This window comes from Shouchella rhizosphaerae, assembly GCF_900142675.1.
Classification (GTDB): domain Bacteria; phylum Bacillota; class Bacilli; order Bacillales; family Bacillaceae_D; genus Shouchella; species Shouchella rhizosphaerae.
The window spans coordinates 13,463-27,643 of the sequence record NZ_FRBS01000003.1; the positions used below are offsets into that span (position 1 = coordinate 13,463).

The 14,181-nt window shown below is 43.4% G+C and carries 21 protein-coding genes; 7 read left to right on the forward strand and 14 right to left on the reverse strand.

All coding sequences use genetic code 11. The features are described from left to right. Positions 1 to 13: 13 nt before the first annotated feature. Positions 14 to 637 carry a GTP diphosphokinase gene (locus BUC05_RS09170; RefSeq protein ID WP_011247363.1) on the reverse strand — a complete coding sequence of 208 codons (624 nt, stop codon included), beginning with the start codon at positions 635 to 637 and terminating at the stop codon, positions 14 to 16. 21 nt (positions 638 to 658) lie between these two features. After that, positions 659 to 1,033, reverse strand: coding sequence for a UPF0738 family protein (locus BUC05_RS09175; protein ID WP_011247364.1), 375 nt, complete (start codon positions 1,031 to 1,033; stop codon positions 659 to 661). A gap of 127 nt (positions 1,034 to 1,160) precedes the next feature. Here BUC05_RS09175 and BUC05_RS09180 point away from each other — a divergent pair, with 127 nt between their 5' ends. Continuing rightward, positions 1,161 to 1,724: a CYTH domain-containing protein gene (locus BUC05_RS09180; RefSeq protein WP_011247365.1), complete on the forward strand. Its 564-nt coding sequence runs from the start codon at positions 1,161 to 1,163 to the stop codon at positions 1,722 to 1,724. A 149-nt stretch (positions 1,725 to 1,873) separates the two neighbouring features. Here BUC05_RS09180 and BUC05_RS09185 read toward each other — a convergent pair whose 3' ends face one another. Continuing rightward, complete coding sequence (locus tag BUC05_RS09185; protein WP_011247366.1) at positions 1,874 to 2,557, reverse strand: lytic transglycosylase domain-containing protein; 684 nt, start codon at positions 2,555 to 2,557, stop codon at positions 1,874 to 1,876. 157 nt (positions 2,558 to 2,714) lie between these two features. Between BUC05_RS09185 and BUC05_RS09190 the strand changes: the two genes are divergently transcribed. The 3 genes from BUC05_RS09190 to BUC05_RS09200 all read left to right on the forward strand — a co-directional run bounded on the left by BUC05_RS09190 (position 2,715) and on the right by BUC05_RS09200 (position 4,499). Beyond that, positions 2,715 to 3,110: a globin domain-containing protein gene (locus tag BUC05_RS09190; protein WP_011247367.1), complete on the forward strand. Its 396-nt coding sequence runs from the start codon at positions 2,715 to 2,717 to the stop codon at positions 3,108 to 3,110. 17 nt (positions 3,111 to 3,127) lie between these two features. Further along, positions 3,128 to 4,030 (forward strand): ClpXP adapter SpxH family protein, encoded by a 903-nt coding sequence (locus BUC05_RS09195; protein WP_011247368.1) that lies wholly within the window; start codon positions 3,128 to 3,130, stop codon positions 4,028 to 4,030. 289 nt (positions 4,031 to 4,319) lie between these two features. After that, the gene (locus BUC05_RS09200; protein ID WP_035201757.1) at positions 4,320 to 4,499 is read left to right on the forward strand and encodes a hypothetical protein; all 180 of its coding nucleotides are present in this window, start codon (positions 4,320 to 4,322) and stop codon (positions 4,497 to 4,499) included. Positions 4,500 to 4,554: 55 nt separating this feature from the next. Here BUC05_RS09200 and BUC05_RS09205 read toward each other — a convergent pair whose 3' ends face one another. From BUC05_RS09205 to trhA, 8 genes are all read right to left on the reverse strand, one after another. Next, entirely contained in the window at positions 4,555 to 5,763 is a 1,209-nt protein-coding gene (locus tag BUC05_RS09205; RefSeq protein WP_073304645.1) for a competence protein CoiA, read from the reverse strand. Positions 5,764 to 5,945: 182 nt separating this feature from the next. Then, positions 5,946 to 6,575 carry an adaptor protein MecA gene (mecA, locus tag BUC05_RS09210; RefSeq protein WP_011247370.1) on the reverse strand — a complete coding sequence of 210 codons (630 nt, stop codon included), beginning with the start codon at positions 6,573 to 6,575 and terminating at the stop codon, positions 5,946 to 5,948. Positions 6,576 to 6,797: 222 nt separating this feature from the next. Continuing rightward, complete coding sequence (spxA, locus tag BUC05_RS09215) at positions 6,798 to 7,193, reverse strand: transcriptional regulator SpxA (RefSeq protein WP_011247371.1); 396 nt, start codon at positions 7,191 to 7,193, stop codon at positions 6,798 to 6,800. A gap of 232 nt (positions 7,194 to 7,425) precedes the next feature. Further along, positions 7,426 to 7,563, reverse strand: a complete 138-nt coding sequence (locus tag BUC05_RS21460; protein ID WP_156323127.1) for a hypothetical protein — start codon at positions 7,561 to 7,563, stop codon at positions 7,426 to 7,428. A 49-nt stretch (positions 7,564 to 7,612) separates the two neighbouring features. Further along, positions 7,613 to 8,158, reverse strand: a complete 546-nt coding sequence (locus BUC05_RS09220) for a GNAT family N-acetyltransferase (RefSeq protein ID WP_011247372.1) — start codon at positions 8,156 to 8,158, stop codon at positions 7,613 to 7,615. 120 nt (positions 8,159 to 8,278) lie between these two features. Continuing rightward, positions 8,279 to 9,511, reverse strand: coding sequence for a putative glycoside hydrolase (locus BUC05_RS09225; protein WP_073304649.1), 1,233 nt, complete (start codon positions 9,509 to 9,511; stop codon positions 8,279 to 8,281). Positions 9,512 to 9,513: 2 nt separating this feature from the next. Continuing rightward, positions 9,514 to 9,741: an excisionase family DNA-binding protein gene (locus BUC05_RS09230; RefSeq protein ID WP_011247374.1), complete on the reverse strand. Its 228-nt coding sequence runs from the start codon at positions 9,739 to 9,741 to the stop codon at positions 9,514 to 9,516. Positions 9,742 to 9,874: 133 nt separating this feature from the next. Beyond that, positions 9,875 to 10,525, reverse strand: coding sequence for a PAQR family membrane homeostasis protein TrhA (trhA, locus tag BUC05_RS09235; RefSeq protein ID WP_011247375.1), 651 nt, complete (start codon positions 10,523 to 10,525; stop codon positions 9,875 to 9,877). 80 nt (positions 10,526 to 10,605) lie between these two features. Between trhA and BUC05_RS09240 the strand changes: the two genes are divergently transcribed. Further along, positions 10,606 to 11,145, forward strand: coding sequence for an HD domain-containing protein (locus tag BUC05_RS09240; RefSeq protein ID WP_073304651.1), 540 nt, complete (start codon positions 10,606 to 10,608; stop codon positions 11,143 to 11,145). On the opposite strand, the gene BUC05_RS09245 is transcribed toward BUC05_RS09240, so the two are convergent. Further along, on the reverse strand, positions 11,110 to 11,691 hold the full coding sequence (locus BUC05_RS09245; RefSeq protein ID WP_073304653.1) for a TlpA disulfide reductase family protein: 582 nt from the start codon (positions 11,689 to 11,691) through the stop codon (positions 11,110 to 11,112). The genes BUC05_RS09240 and BUC05_RS09245 overlap by 36 nt on opposite strands. A gap of 46 nt (positions 11,692 to 11,737) precedes the next feature. Between BUC05_RS09245 and BUC05_RS21465 the strand changes: the two genes are divergently transcribed. Together BUC05_RS21465 and trpS are read left to right on the forward strand one after the other, a co-directional pair. Further along, complete coding sequence (locus BUC05_RS21465; protein ID WP_156323126.1) at positions 11,738 to 11,899, forward strand: hypothetical protein; 162 nt, start codon at positions 11,738 to 11,740, stop codon at positions 11,897 to 11,899. A gap of 153 nt (positions 11,900 to 12,052) precedes the next feature. Next, the gene (trpS, locus tag BUC05_RS09250; RefSeq protein ID WP_073304655.1) at positions 12,053 to 13,042 is read left to right on the forward strand and encodes a tryptophan--tRNA ligase; all 990 of its coding nucleotides are present in this window, start codon (positions 12,053 to 12,055) and stop codon (positions 13,040 to 13,042) included. Positions 13,043 to 13,133: 91 nt separating this feature from the next. Here trpS and BUC05_RS21920 read toward each other — a convergent pair whose 3' ends face one another. Further along, complete coding sequence (locus BUC05_RS21920; RefSeq protein WP_255222685.1) at positions 13,134 to 13,256, reverse strand: hypothetical protein; 123 nt, start codon at positions 13,254 to 13,256, stop codon at positions 13,134 to 13,136. A gap of 104 nt (positions 13,257 to 13,360) precedes the next feature. After that, positions 13,361 to 14,107 (reverse strand): YjbA family protein, encoded by a 747-nt coding sequence (locus BUC05_RS09255; protein WP_011247379.1) that lies wholly within the window; start codon positions 14,105 to 14,107, stop codon positions 13,361 to 13,363. Positions 14,108 to 14,181 lie beyond the last annotated feature (74 nt).

Genomic DNA, 14,181 nt, shown 5'->3' on the forward strand with positions numbered 1-14,181 from the left:
TCACTCCTTGCTATCAGCGGCTTTGCTGTTGTTTTGCGGTTATAATTCGCTGAGCTTCTTGTACTTCATCACGGATGATCGACATTTCCTCATCGAGCCAAAAGGCTGCTTCTGCAGCCCGCTGCAAACGCATGTTGATGTCTTCCGGTATTTCACCGCTATATTTATAGCGCAATGAATGTTCAATCGTAGCCCAAAAATTCATTGACAGTGTGCGGATTTGCAATTCAACAAGGACTTTCTTTTCCCCTTCAATCATCTGAACAGGGTAGCGAAGTATTAAGTGGTATGATCGATACCCACTCGGTTTCTTCTTTTGTATGTAGTCTCGTTCGGAAATGATTTCAAAATCGGAGCGGGCACGCATAAGCTCAATGACTTTGTCTATATCCTCGACAAATTGAGTGACAATGCGAACGCCAGCCAAATCTTGCATCTTATCAGCCAGCTGTTCGAGAGGAATTTGTTTGCGTGCCGCTTTGTTTAATATGCTCGATACTGGCTTCACACGCCCCGTTACAAATTCAATTGGTGTATGCAGCGACGTTTTCTGGTATTGTTCCCTCGTCCCTTTAAATTTCACTTTCAACTCTTCAACAGCCTGTTTATACGGTGTTAAAAAAGCATCCCAGTCCAAAAGCTCCACCTCTTAAAAAAACTAAAATGCGTCGTTCACTGCTTGTTCAAAGGCCTCTCCATAATTCCCATTACCACGAATGTTCTCTAGAAGAAATACTAGCTCTTCCTCCATATCGACGAGTGCAAGACGAGTATGTTCATTCAGCTTTACATAATAACTCGTTTTTAATTTGTGCGCTTCATTTAATGCTGGCCAAACATTCTTTTCAAAACGGATCGCGTAAAACGCTTCCTCATCTTCAAGAATGTAAATAAAAGCATATTGGTCAGAATCGACGAGCACGCGCTTTCCTGGTTTTAATCGCGCCGCCAATTGTGCGTCTATTTCCTCTTCTAGTTCAACAGTGCTCGCTTCTTCGTCCACTTCGATGGCCGATACTTTATACTGTTTCATCCTTCTCCCCCAAAGCTGCTTTTTCCGTAATCAGTGTAACACAAAACGTTCTGAAAACCCACGTTTTGCAGAAGGACGCCAATCTACGTATAATAAGGAGCGAAAAACGCAGAAATGGGGAACGACCATGGCTAAAGAAATCGAGTATGAAGCAAAATCAATGCTTAGTGAAGCTGCCTATCGCCAGTTAACCGAAAAATTTGGCACAAAAGCAGAAAAACAACAGAACGATTACTATGATACGGCTGACTTTACATTAAAGAGTGCAGGCGCAGCTCTACGAGTCCGTAGAAAAAAAGGCTCGTCCGTCTTTACCTTAAAAGCGCCAGCAAATGGTGGACTGTTGGAGACACACCAGCCTCTCACTAAAAGCGATGAACAGTTGCTCTTAAGTGGAGCGCTTCCTGAAGGAGAAGTGCAATCCGCCATTAAAGAACTCATCGGGACGATTCCCACCATTCGCCACTTTGGATCGTTAACGACCTATAGAATGGAGGTGCCTTATAAAGGGGGAGTGCTATGTTTAGACCATAGCGTCTATGCAGGAACGGAAGATTATGAAATCGAATATGAGGGACAGTCGCTTGAACACGCCGAATCCATTCTTACCCAACTACTCGCAGAAGCTGACGTGCCATTCGTACCAGCGAAAAACAAAGTTGCCCGTTTTTACGAGCAAGCAACACCATAGAACAAGATGGAGGAGCAACCATTCCTCTCCCCAAAAAAGATGGGAGAAGAGAAGCCCGTGGTCCGCTCAACTCCCATCTCGTCTATTGCCTGATAGAAAAGGGTTGTTAATCTTTTTATAGTTGACGTGCAGCCTTTTTGGCTGCACGTTTATGCGTAGCTACGATATGTGTTAAGCACTTTTGGAACGTAATTCTGTGTTTCTTTAAAAGGTGGAACACCGCCGTACTTATCGACATTTCCTGGGCCGGCGTTATAAGCTGCAAGCGCTAATGCTTCATTGCCATTGTAACGGTCTAGCATTTGCTTTAAGTATTTAACCCCACCACGGATGTTTTCAGCAGGATCAAAAATCGATTTAACGCCAAGCGCTCTAGCTGTAGAAGGCATCAATTGCATGAGTCCACTAGCTCCTACTGAGCTTACCGCTCTTTCATTGAAGTTTGACTCGTGTTGAATTACCGCCTTAACAAGTTTAGCGTCGACCCCAAACTCCGCGGCAATGCTTTCAATAAGCGGTCCATAAGATTCAGCTTTGCTTGTTGGCGCTGTTCCCTTGCTTTGTTCCACTTTTTGCTCTGCTGTACCGTAGACTTCTTCTGCTTTCGTTTGTAAAGTAGCAACCTCTTCATATGTATTCTTTTCATCTAAAAACAGCGGCTGCTGCAACATCGGCAACAAAAACGGCAACTGTAGTGGCGGAGTGCTTATTTGCGTGCTTTTGTCCCATTCAGATTGGAGCATTTTCGAGAATGAAGTCGTTTCATCTGTTTGCGATGCTTGTGGTGAAACCCGTTCGCTTGTGTATGCCTGCGGCCAAAATGAAATTTCCATATTTCCCCTCCGTGCGGTTTTCTTCTTCCATTATAACAAAGTTTGCGAAAAATCGACAGAAAGGATTTCCTCTTTTTAACTCTAAAAACACTTTATTTGCTGAACGGAACAATGGTTGCTACAATGGATCTAGGCAAACGAAAAGGAGAGACCATTTGTGCCTGATCAACGAAATGAACAAAGCCCGTTTGAGGCTTTAGGTGGGGAAGAAAAGATAAGCGAACTTGTCGATGCTTTTTATCGCTACATCGCGGCTCATGAAGACGTTCGCCACCTTTTTCCTGAAGACCTGACTCATACAGCATACAAACAAAAGCGGTTTTTAACGCAATTTTTCGGCGGTCCACCGCTCTATACAGAAGAGTTTGGGCACCCGAGACTAAGAGCGCGGCATATGCCGTTTGTCATCTCTCCTGTCCAAGCTGAAGCTTGGCTTTCCTGTATGGAGCGTGCCATGGACGACGTGCATTTATCAGGCGACATCCGTGATTATATGATGCATCGGCTTAGGCTTACTGCACATCATATGGTTAATCACCCAACGCCGGGATAAAAGAAAGGAGTTGGCCCATGAACGCCAAACATCGCGTGACTAGCCATTGTGACCATGAACTCGGGATTTGCGGCATTTCTCCCGAGGCAAATGAAGCGCTGCCTGCCAAAAAACCATTGGAGATTTACACCTTTATTGATCCGCTGTGCGCTCAATGCTGGTCGATGGAGCCGATTCTAAAGAAGCTCAAAGTCGAATATGGTCATTATTTCCGAATACGGGTCCTGCTTGCTGGAAAGTTGAATGTGTGGAATGCGTGCGAAGCAGGCAAAGCCAAATATACACGCCCGCCGGTATGGGTGAAAGGTGTATCATCCTCAAATATGCCTTACGCCGGGGATATAAAACTTAGTGATTTTCATCCATATAAAGCTTCACTTGCGATAAAAGCAGCAGAACTACAAGGACCAAAGGCTGGCCACCGCTTTTTGCGCAAGCTGCGAGAAACGTTGTTTTTACAAAAACAAAACATTACCAATGAAGACGTGCTAAAAGCATGCGCCAATGCTGCCGGACTGGACGTTGATGCTTTTATAGCCGACCTTCATTCACCGAGCGCCGCCAAAGCGCTTCAGTGTGACGTGCAAACGACGAACGAGATGGACGTTGACACCGTTCCGACTTTTGTTTTCTTTAATGACAATTCGGAAGAAGCAGGCATTAAAATTTCCGGCCAGTATCCATTTTCGATTTATGTCCAGTTATTGGAAGACATGCTTGGCTTCGTACCAGTAAAAGCGACTCCACCGACTCTCGAGGGGTTGTTGCAAACATATGGTTTTTTAGCCACTGCGGAAGTAGCAATGGTTTTGGATTTGAGTAGCGAAGAAGCAGAAAAAAAGCTAAAGACACTCATGTTACAGCAAAAAGTAGAAGCTGTCCCTTATGAATACGGGACTTTTTGGAAATGGTTAATGTAAGGGTACAGCCTAGGCAGGGTCCTTTCTTTTTCGTCCAAAACACCAAAAGGCTGTCCGCTTATAAAGCAGACAGCCTTCCTATTAATCGAAGAGAATGTGAGTTGCAACACTTCTATTCTACTGAAAAAAACAAGCAGAAGCAACAAGAAATTTAATTGACAAGTTTGTACAATGAACCACACATAGTTTCCATTCCTAGGCATATGTTATACAAACACGCTTCTGGCATATACGAAAACATCGTTATCGCCGTATCCTATTTTGTGTAAAAAGGGTGTGGAGATTCGAAATGAAACGGAAACTATTGCTTCGCATTGCGCTCGTCCTCATTGCCTTTTATTTGTATATTCTTGGGCTGCTGCACCTTTTTCCAATTTGGGTAGCCGTTCCGCTATTATTCATCGCGCTTTTTTGCTTATTCCGGCCGTTAAAAAAGAAACCGCGTTTTAAAGGATACCGCCCTCGTTAACAAAGAATTGTTTAAACAACTAACCGCATCACTTTCTTTCAATGCATTTTTGTCCCTATATGCTGGCCTCTTTTCCTTGCTTCGTTTCGGCTTCACCAGCATGCTTATGGTGTGCTAACAACCATTCATGCCAGCAACGGAGAAAATGCTGTTCTTTTTCCTTTCCGCTACAAGAAAGGATTTCCTCATCGCTTTTTATAAAAGTGGCAGGAGCGATCTTTTTCAACAAACCAAATACTTCAAGCAAAGCTAGATATTCGCGGGCTAGGTGGGAAGTGACTTTTTTCGGGTTGCAGTAAGGTTTGAAAGGGTGGCGGAACTGCCGCAAACAAGACGACAATAACACAGCGATTTGGGTAAGCGTACGTGGAGCACTATTAAAAGCATGACACAAATAAGCATGAATAAACGATGTCTGCCATAGAAACGGGGAAACTTGGAGATAGCGTTGAGTTGGCAAGGGCCAGCCAGCAGTAAGCGGAATATCGGTTAGTTGAAACGTTCCAAGCAAGTGCACGAACAATCGATTGCGGTGAACGTTGTTTTTGACTTGCTGGCGATAGGCAGACAAGCTATCTGTATAACAAACAGACAGTGGCGGGGGGTGGCGCAAATCGCTTAATGTTAAACGTTCGAGAGCAATAAACGATGGGGTAGCAAGTGCTAAGGAAGGGAGAACAGCCACTACATGACGGAGCAAACATACTTGTTCAGTATGAGCGTCTAAATAAATAAAAAATGGTTCCCTTTTGGCATATTGGAGCCCATACCATTCAAATTGGTGGATTTGGAACATTTGCCGCCGCTTCCGTTTTAAACGGTTTCCTCCGAAAATCCAAACTGGGGAAATGCCTTGGCGTGCGTACAAAGTATTGCGTTCATATAACGTTTTGGCGGAAAGGGTAGCACATTGGAATTCCAGTGCAAGCGGCGAGGAAGCTTCAATGTAAACATCCGGTCGTTGCTTTGACTCCCTTAAATACGTTTCCAATTGTGTTGCTTTGTTCTGCTTGGCCGCCCAGTGAAACAGCAATTGTTTTCCACGTACATGCTCATCCGACTCCCCTTCCCCTCCAGATGGGCACTGCTCACTTTTTTGGTGGGCAAAATGCCAACGTCTTTTTGTTCCAAGTCGCATCCTTACTTGTTGGTTGCAAATTGGACAACGAAAACGCCCTGCTTTTTGTAAGTACCGCCATTCTGAATAACTGCGCTTATCGGTAAAACGAATAAGGCGATCGTTTTCATCTAAAGCTTGAAGCAATGACCACACTCCTTTCTTCTTTTTTTATTTAAACCAATCTTACGTTTATCCTTTTTTTGCGCAAAAAAAAGAGCCTATTATGGCTCTTATAGACGGTAACAAACGCTCGCTAACGTCGTTGGCGTAAATCCCTTGCCTTCACTCTCTCGGCTAACAAGCGTATTCTAGCAGCCTGAACGGACTTAGGAAAAAGTTGAATAGAGCTTCGCTAAAGCGGTCTCTGGCATAATGACTTTGCCATACTCCTGAAGCCTGTGAATCGTTAATTCTGATTCATAGCCATACTCAAGCATCCTGCTCAACAAATTGTCTTGTTCATCCTCTGTATAAAGATCGTTCGTGAATTGGACATGCAAGAAATAACGGCCTTCGTAGTGGTACAGTGTATTAAGCACTCGCTCAGGGCGAACAGCTTTGCTTAAAGAGATTACATCTTCGAGCTCTTTAAAACCAATAATCAGCTCGAGACTATCTAGCTCGTTCTCTTCAAGCGTGTGGACTGGAACATCTTCCTGCTCGTCTGTTTCCATGTCCTCTTTCACAGGAATTTCTAATTTTACATTGCCATCTGACAATTGCCCACGTGTAACGAGAATTTCCAACCCTTTATCATGGGCATGAACTTGAATCCAGAGCGGGCCATCTAGTTCAAATTCATCCCTGTCGCTTGCTTCGTGCATCATATCATAAAAAAGTTCTTCACCACGTTCACGGTTATACCAAATTTCTTCACGCTCAAAACCACGTGCTTCAATATCCTTATACGTGATGAAAAACCGAATAGTTGAGTCATTTACTCGTTCGATTTCCATACTCGCTCCCCCTCCTGTAATCTTAACATTAGGTAGCCTTTATCAAGGAAACAGTGAGCTTGCCTTCCTTGTTCCTATTGTATGATAACTAGCCGAAAAATGGAATCCATCTGCTTTCTGACGGGTGCAAACGTATTTTGTTAGTTCTTTATTCTCTCGCATGCCGTGGTCAATGTCAAGAAAAATAAAACCTTCTACAGAGGTTTCTGTAGAAGGTTCGTATTAATTTACTAAGCGCTGTGCTTCCTGCAATTGGAATGTCCGCACTTTTCTTGGTAGAAAACGGCGAATTTCAGCGTCGTTGTATCCTACTTGTAAACGTTTTTCATCGAAGATAATCGGACGGCGAAGCAGACCAGGATTGTCGCTAATAATTGTAAACAATTTTTGTAAAGGCAATGATTCAAGTTCTACGTCCAGTTCTTGGAAAACTTTAGAACGTGTTGAAATAATTTCATCTGTGCCATCTTCTGTCATGCGCACAACCTGTTTTACTTCTTCAACAGAGAGTGGAGATGCAAAGATATTACGCTCTTCAAAAGGAATATCATGCTCTTCCAACCATGCTTTCGCTTTTCTACAAGATGTACAACTAGGGGATGTAAGTAGTGTGACCATCTTATTGAACCTCTCCTTTAATCAAAGTGTGACAAGTGTATCCGTTATCGTTCGCTTCATCACCATTTTATTATACAAGTTTGTTCAACTGTTGTATAGAGTCGTTGCAAAAAACTTATACAAAGATTGAACAAAAACTATGGGAAATCCTCTTATTAATGCACACTTCCCGACATTGCCTAACCATAAACCTATTTTCAGAAAAAAATCCGCCAGTACGGCGTACGGCGGATTACGCAATGCTTTTTTTCGATTGGGGATAAGGATATTCCTGCGGACGACGGTTTTTCAAATTGTCTAGCTGCTTTTTAAAAGCATCTTTCCACGCTAGGCGCTTTCGTTTTTGTTTAGCTTTCTTTTTTTGTTTCATAGCGCTTCGCCCTCCCGTTTTTTTTGTCAGGAGCCTACTGTTCACCGTCTTAATCATTTAATGTTAATACTTCATCAACTGCTTCATAGGATTCTCCATACAACGTTTTATCTTTATACGTATGGATGTTCTCATACGTGTGCTTCATTTTCTCATATATACTATTCTCATCTTCATTCTCTGGTGACCAATAAAGGATTTCTAATTCCGTCACTTTATTTGTCGCAAGAGAACGACGACGATAGCCAATTGATTTGGCATGTTTAAACCCTTCACGACTATAAAAGCGCTGTCGCTTTTGCGTATCCGTGTCTCTATAATCGATAGGCTCCACTTCAAGTATAATCGGTTTTTGCTTTTTTTTCAATCGCTCTAATAGCTTTTTCCCCAGTCCTTCTCCTCTAGCCTGCTTTGCCACAAACAAGTAATCGACAAAGATAAAGTCATCGGTCTCGACGTACATCATCACATGGTTATCGCTCTCTTCCTTATGATAAATGTCTCCCTTTTCTTTTAATAACAGTTCCATATGCTGTTTTGACTTCATTTCCTCAACAGGAAAATATTCAGCAAGCTTCTCATACCAAGTTGCCATTTTCATGCCTCCATTTCTTCGTTTTTTACATACTCATTTATATAGCCATTTTCATCTTTGTCCTAAACCCATCATTTAGTTTGCCCTATTGGCCCAAAAAAAAAGCAGCTGAAGCTGCTTTTACGGATTGTCGTAATCGACCCCTTGAGTGTAAGTGTTGCCTGCATTCCACAATAAAAATTCGTTAATGTCATTTTCATACAAAGCACGGATTTGCGCTTCTACTTCCTCTTTTCCGTACTGTAAGTAATTGCCCGACCCTAAGTAGCTAGCAGTAAAGTCTTGAATCCATGGCCGCGACACTGGCTTCTTATCTTCTAGCTGCTCTAAAAGCCCGTTTTCCAATTTGGCATAGCCATCTGTTAGCTCATAAGGGTACAAGTCAGGCTTGTCCAATCCTTCAAAAGACGTCCAATGGCTTGGATAAATCATCGAAGAAATGACATCGACATTCTCCGATATTTTCAAGAAGTTTTGCCCAATTCCCGGCGCCTCAGGCACGGTTGCGGCATAGCCGAAAATATCAACGGATACATCTACATGGTAGACGCTAAGTTTTTCTCGGGCGTATGCGACAAAATCGGTGACTGCGTTTACACGGCGTTGCACATTGTCAATTTCGTCATCTCCGTATTTTCCTGTCTCATATTCCAGCGTTTCATCACGGTTTTCAAATCCTTCTGGAAAACGGACATAATCAAACTGGATTTCTCGGAACCCCATTTGTGCTGCTTCCTCGGCAATGCCGACATTATACTCCCATACTTCCTCTAAAAATGGATTGACAAATGCTTCTTTCCTGCCATTTTTCCAGACGGAGCCGTTTTCTTTAAACGAAAGCTCTGGTTTCATTTCAGCTAAAGTCGTATCTTTAAAAACAACAATTCGGGCAATTGGATAAATCTCGTTTTCTTCAAGAACATTCATCATTTCCTCAGGGTCGTTTATGTATTTCTTTGCAATGTTGTAATAAGGCGAACTCTCGTCAGGCATATATGTAATATTGCCATGATCATCTTTAATGTCGATGACCATCGCATTAAGCCCTGTTTCACCGACGAAATCAACAAGCGAGTGAAAGCGCTCTCCTCCTGCAGAGTGACCAGACACATAAATTCCCCTCACTCCGTCTTCTGGATAATTGAACGTGTACCCTGACTGATTGGCAAAGCGCGTTGAGAGCTTCGGGGTTTCAAACAGCGTTTGGCCAACAAGCTTATGGCCATGTACAAGCATCCCGTTACCCGATGTCGCTTCAACACTTCCCCCGTTAACACCAACTAGCAATGAAGCAGATAACAGAGCAGAGCAGCCGACTTTCATCCATTTACACACACATACACTCCCTTTCATCCTTAATCCTCATCATGGGCATCCCAATCATCTGGAATCTCCTCTTCTTCTTTCATATACTGCCTGTGCCTTTTTTCCAGCTGTTCTTTAAGCTTTTCAAACTGTGTTTTGTTAAAAAGCCACGTTTCTCCGTCATAAACGCCACGTATATTTCCAAGATGAGCTTGTTCCATTAAATAAGACTGAGTAACGCCAAGATAAGAAGCCAATTCTTGTAGCGAAATATACACAGCCTCTCCCTCCCTCGCCCAATAAAGGATGACATCGTTCAGGCATTTCCCCTATCGGAAATTGTCCCTTTTGCTTGCTACATACCCTATTTGCTCGAAGAAAAAACAATCTGGTCAACTGCCCAGATCGTTTTTAAATGCCTACTGGCAAAATAAATAAAAATACAAGAAAGAAATGTGAGACAGAGCCTGCCAACACAAACAAATGCCAAATCGCATGGTGATACAAAAATCCACGCCAGACATAAAAAATCGTCCCAGCGGTGTAAAAAAGCCCACCAAGCACCAACAGCCATATGCCTCCACTAGGCAGGGTTGACATAATCGGACCCATTGCAAACACGGCAATCCAGCCCATTGCGACATACATGATCGTCGACAACACTAAAAATTTCTTTACGTAAAAGACTTTAAAGATAATGCCGACAACGGCAATACCCCAGACAATCCCAAATAATGTCCAGCCTAGTGCACCACCGACTAAAATAAATAAAATCGGCGTGTACGTACCTGCGATAAACAAGTAAATAGCGGCATGATCAAAAATTTCAAATACGTCTTTTGCCTTGCCTGGCTTAAAACTATGGACAAGTGTCGAAGATAAATATAGGAGCACCATACTTGTGCCATAAATCGTAAAACTAACGATATGCCAAGCAGTACCGTGCATGCTAGAGTAAACAATTAAAAGCACGAGCGCCAAGATGCTCAAAAGCGCACCAAAACCATGCGTGAGCGCATTGACCAGTTCTTCACGTCTCGAGAAAACGTGGGTATTTGCCAAATAACTTCCCCCTTTACAACGGTTGGCATTCATTATAGCATAGATTATTAAAAAAATGTGTGGATGGAAGGAGAATGATGATGAGAGAAGTAACACTAGTTGCTCTTTACGACCACCACATCGCCCAAAAGTATTTGCAACGCTCTGGCATGGCTCATGCGATTCGCTGTGCTTACCACGCCTGTGCGTTAGCGGTGAATGAAAACGTCAACCCCGACTTGGCCGCAAAAGCAGCATTTTTACACGATATCGGGCATTATACTTGGTACAAAAACGGCAAATGGGACTACTCGCTTTATAAAGCCTATGATATTCATGCCATTAAAGGCGCTGAACGTGCCCATAAATTATTAATCCGTCTTGGGGAACACCCCCGTCATGCAAAAGAAATCGCATTGGCCATTTTGCTGCATACAGACTCTTACTTGCCTAACGGAGAGCTTGCCCTCAGCCCGTTGCAAGCGGTGGTCGCAAAAGCAGATGAACTTGATGAAGAGCCAAAAGGCAGCCATCATTACCGAACGATTGAGGAAAAAACGGCACGGCAGTTATTGGCGGAACTTGATAGCCAAATTGACGGCTTTTTACAGGCCGGCGCCAGCAACAGAAAATGGCGGTAGCTCGGTTAGCATCCCTTCATCCATCGCCCCGTTAATGCGTCGGACAATTCTTCCTTCCCTATCGACAATAAGCGTCGTTGGTATACCGAAAATTTGATACTGTTTTTGGATGTCCCCCTCTTTATCTAACAGGGGGTCAAACGGCGCGTTAAAATGAGTTAAAAATGCCTTGACTTCTTGTGTGCTTGTCTCTTCGCTCGTCAAATTGACGGCGACAAAATGATCGCCTTGCTGTCTTAGTCGCTTTTCCGCTTCTACGATCAATGGCATTTCCTCTTGGCACGGGTAACACCATGTTGCAAAAAAGTGGACCATTGTATACGAATGGGCTTCCTTTTTTGGATCAAATTCTCCAATGCCTCCAGATAAAGTCGGCAACGCAAAGGTAGGAGCTGCTTTCCCTTCATGGACCCCTTCTTCCATTGCATGTACAATGGCTTCCACGTGCCGAAAGATCGATTCTGTTTTAAAATGGAACCATCCTACTGCCAGAATCGCTGCTACTAGGATGAAAAACAAGATGGACCGTCTGATGGAACGGATCATACCACTAAAACGCCCTTTCTTGGAGGATGATTAGGAGTGTCTTTCGATGAACAAGTATCAACTTTGCCAAGCTGTTGCCTGCCTCGCTTTATTGGTGTTCGTCTTTTTTTTGCAAGACGTCCCTTTTTCGCTTTTATGGTTTATCTTGCTCGTGGCACTCAACCTCGGCTTGCTACTATATAAACGTTTTCAAGGACGAACCCATTAACCCACCTGCCTCTGTAAAAAATAGGGTTCGTTCTAGTGTATGTCCCTCTTCCCCCTCTTTATGCATGGCCTTTACCTTATTTAGATGGAAGAGTTGTGTTTGCTTGCATTTTGATTTACGATGGAGAAGAGTGACAAAACAGGAGTTGAACGTATGCAAACCGTTTTTTCTGGAATTCAACCGAGCGGCACGTTGACGCTTGGCAACTATTTAGGGGCATTGAAACACTTTGCCGACATGCAAAATGACTATGATTGCTTCTTTTGTATTGTGGACCAGCATGCGATAACGGTACCACAAGAGCGTTTGAAACTACGCGAAAACATCCGCAGCCTCGCCGCCCTTTACATCGCATCAGGAATCGACCCAAACAAGTCGACATTGTTTATCCAGTCGGAAGTGCCAGCCCATGCCCAGCTAGGCTGGATGATGCAATGTGTTTCCTATATTGGCGAATTGGAACGCATGACCCAATTTAAAGACAAATCCAGCGGTAAAGAGGCCGTTTCGGCTGCGCTGTTAACGTATCCGCCACTTATGGCCGCAGACATTCTTCTTTATCAAACGGACATTGTGCCCGTTGGCGAAGACCAAAAGCAGCATTTGGAATTAACCCGCAATTTGGCGGAGCGCTTTAACGCTAAGTACAATGATATTTTTACTGTTCCTGACGTGCGCATCCCGAAAGTCGGCGCAAGAATTATGTCTTTAAATGACCCTCATAAAAAAATGAGCAAATCAAATCCCAATGCGAAAAGCTATATTTCCATGCTTGACGAGCCAAAGACGATTGCAAAGAAAATTAAAAGCGCCGTCACCGATTCAGAAGGTACCATTCGTTTTGATCGTGAAGAAAAGCCAGCGGTCTCTAACTTGCTTTCGATTTTTTCTCTTTGCTCTGGCAAATCGGTCACAGAGCTTGAACAACTGTATGAAGGCTCCGGCTACGGCCCTTTTAAAGCCGACCTTGCCGACGCAGTCATTGAAGCGCTGCAACCAGTGCAAACACGTTACTATGAGTTGATTGAATCAGCCGAACTTGATGCGATATTGGACAAAGGTGCAGACAAAGCGAACCGCAAAGCACAAAAAACGCTCATAAAAGCAGAGCGTGCGATGGGCTTAGGCAGAAAGAGAAGATAACCTGATAAAACATAAGCATTTTATGTCCTAACGTTAAAACGACGTAGCCGTGTGCTACGTCGTTTCCGTTTAAGTAATGATAATTTGTTTCTTAATAGCCATTTGTTTTCTTGTACACTTTCCCAACAAAAAAGGAAAGTCCAAGCGTGCCGACTAACAAAACAACCGTTAAAATTTTCATAATCAAATACGCAAATGAGTCCATTGTCTCCATCCATCCGTGCCTCCTTTTGTCGCTTCCATTATAAAAGAAAGCGCATACGATGTAAATAGAAAAACGACGCGTTAAAGCAGGCCCCTTGCTTTAACGCGCTAACATTACTTCACCCGCTCTGGATGCTCCAACTCCCATAATTTCTCGAAAAAGGAATGGCCTTTAACCATCGCTTCACATAGTTTGTAATGGCGTTGGCTCCAACCTGCACGGACACCGTTTAGCAATTGTTCCCACACTTCTGTACGGCCTTTTTGCTGAAGCTTTTTGTATGTCAGAGGGTCCCACTCTGTACACCAATATTTTATTTCCGCATCTGAGCCTGTTGTCTGCAATTGATCAAGCACCATCAGCAACAGTTGCTTCAGCTGCCTTTCCTTGCGGGTCAGTCCCGCTAACTCAGCAGGACTCGGGGAAAGCAAATGGTAGTCTTTTGCAGGCAGAGGGATTTCTAATTGGAAATAAGGAACGTCTTGTTCAGTTAATGTCTCAAACACCACTTGTTCTTGGCGTGGCGTTAACCGGCTCTTTCTAATGGGCGTTTTGTATCCCATTGTGTCTACTGCAATAATCCGTTTCCCATCCGTAGCAATAAAACAATAATCGAGTTGGATGCGTGACATATTTTTACGCAAATAGCTCTTTTGAAACACTTCTTTGAGCAATTCCATTGGCAAATCAAGAAGCTGGTCCTCTATGTAGTCCATTAGCTTCTCGTCCACTTTTAACAATTTTACTTGATCGAGCACTTCTATGCGGTCTTCACTTCTCCATTCATGGAACGGGCACACATTGTATCCATTCTCCTCGCCTTCAAACCAATTTACCCATACATCTCTCATCATGACCATCTGAATCGATCCTCCTCACTAGTATGCTCTTTGGAGTCAGTATGGTCACGAGGGGCAAATCTTAAACACCGTTT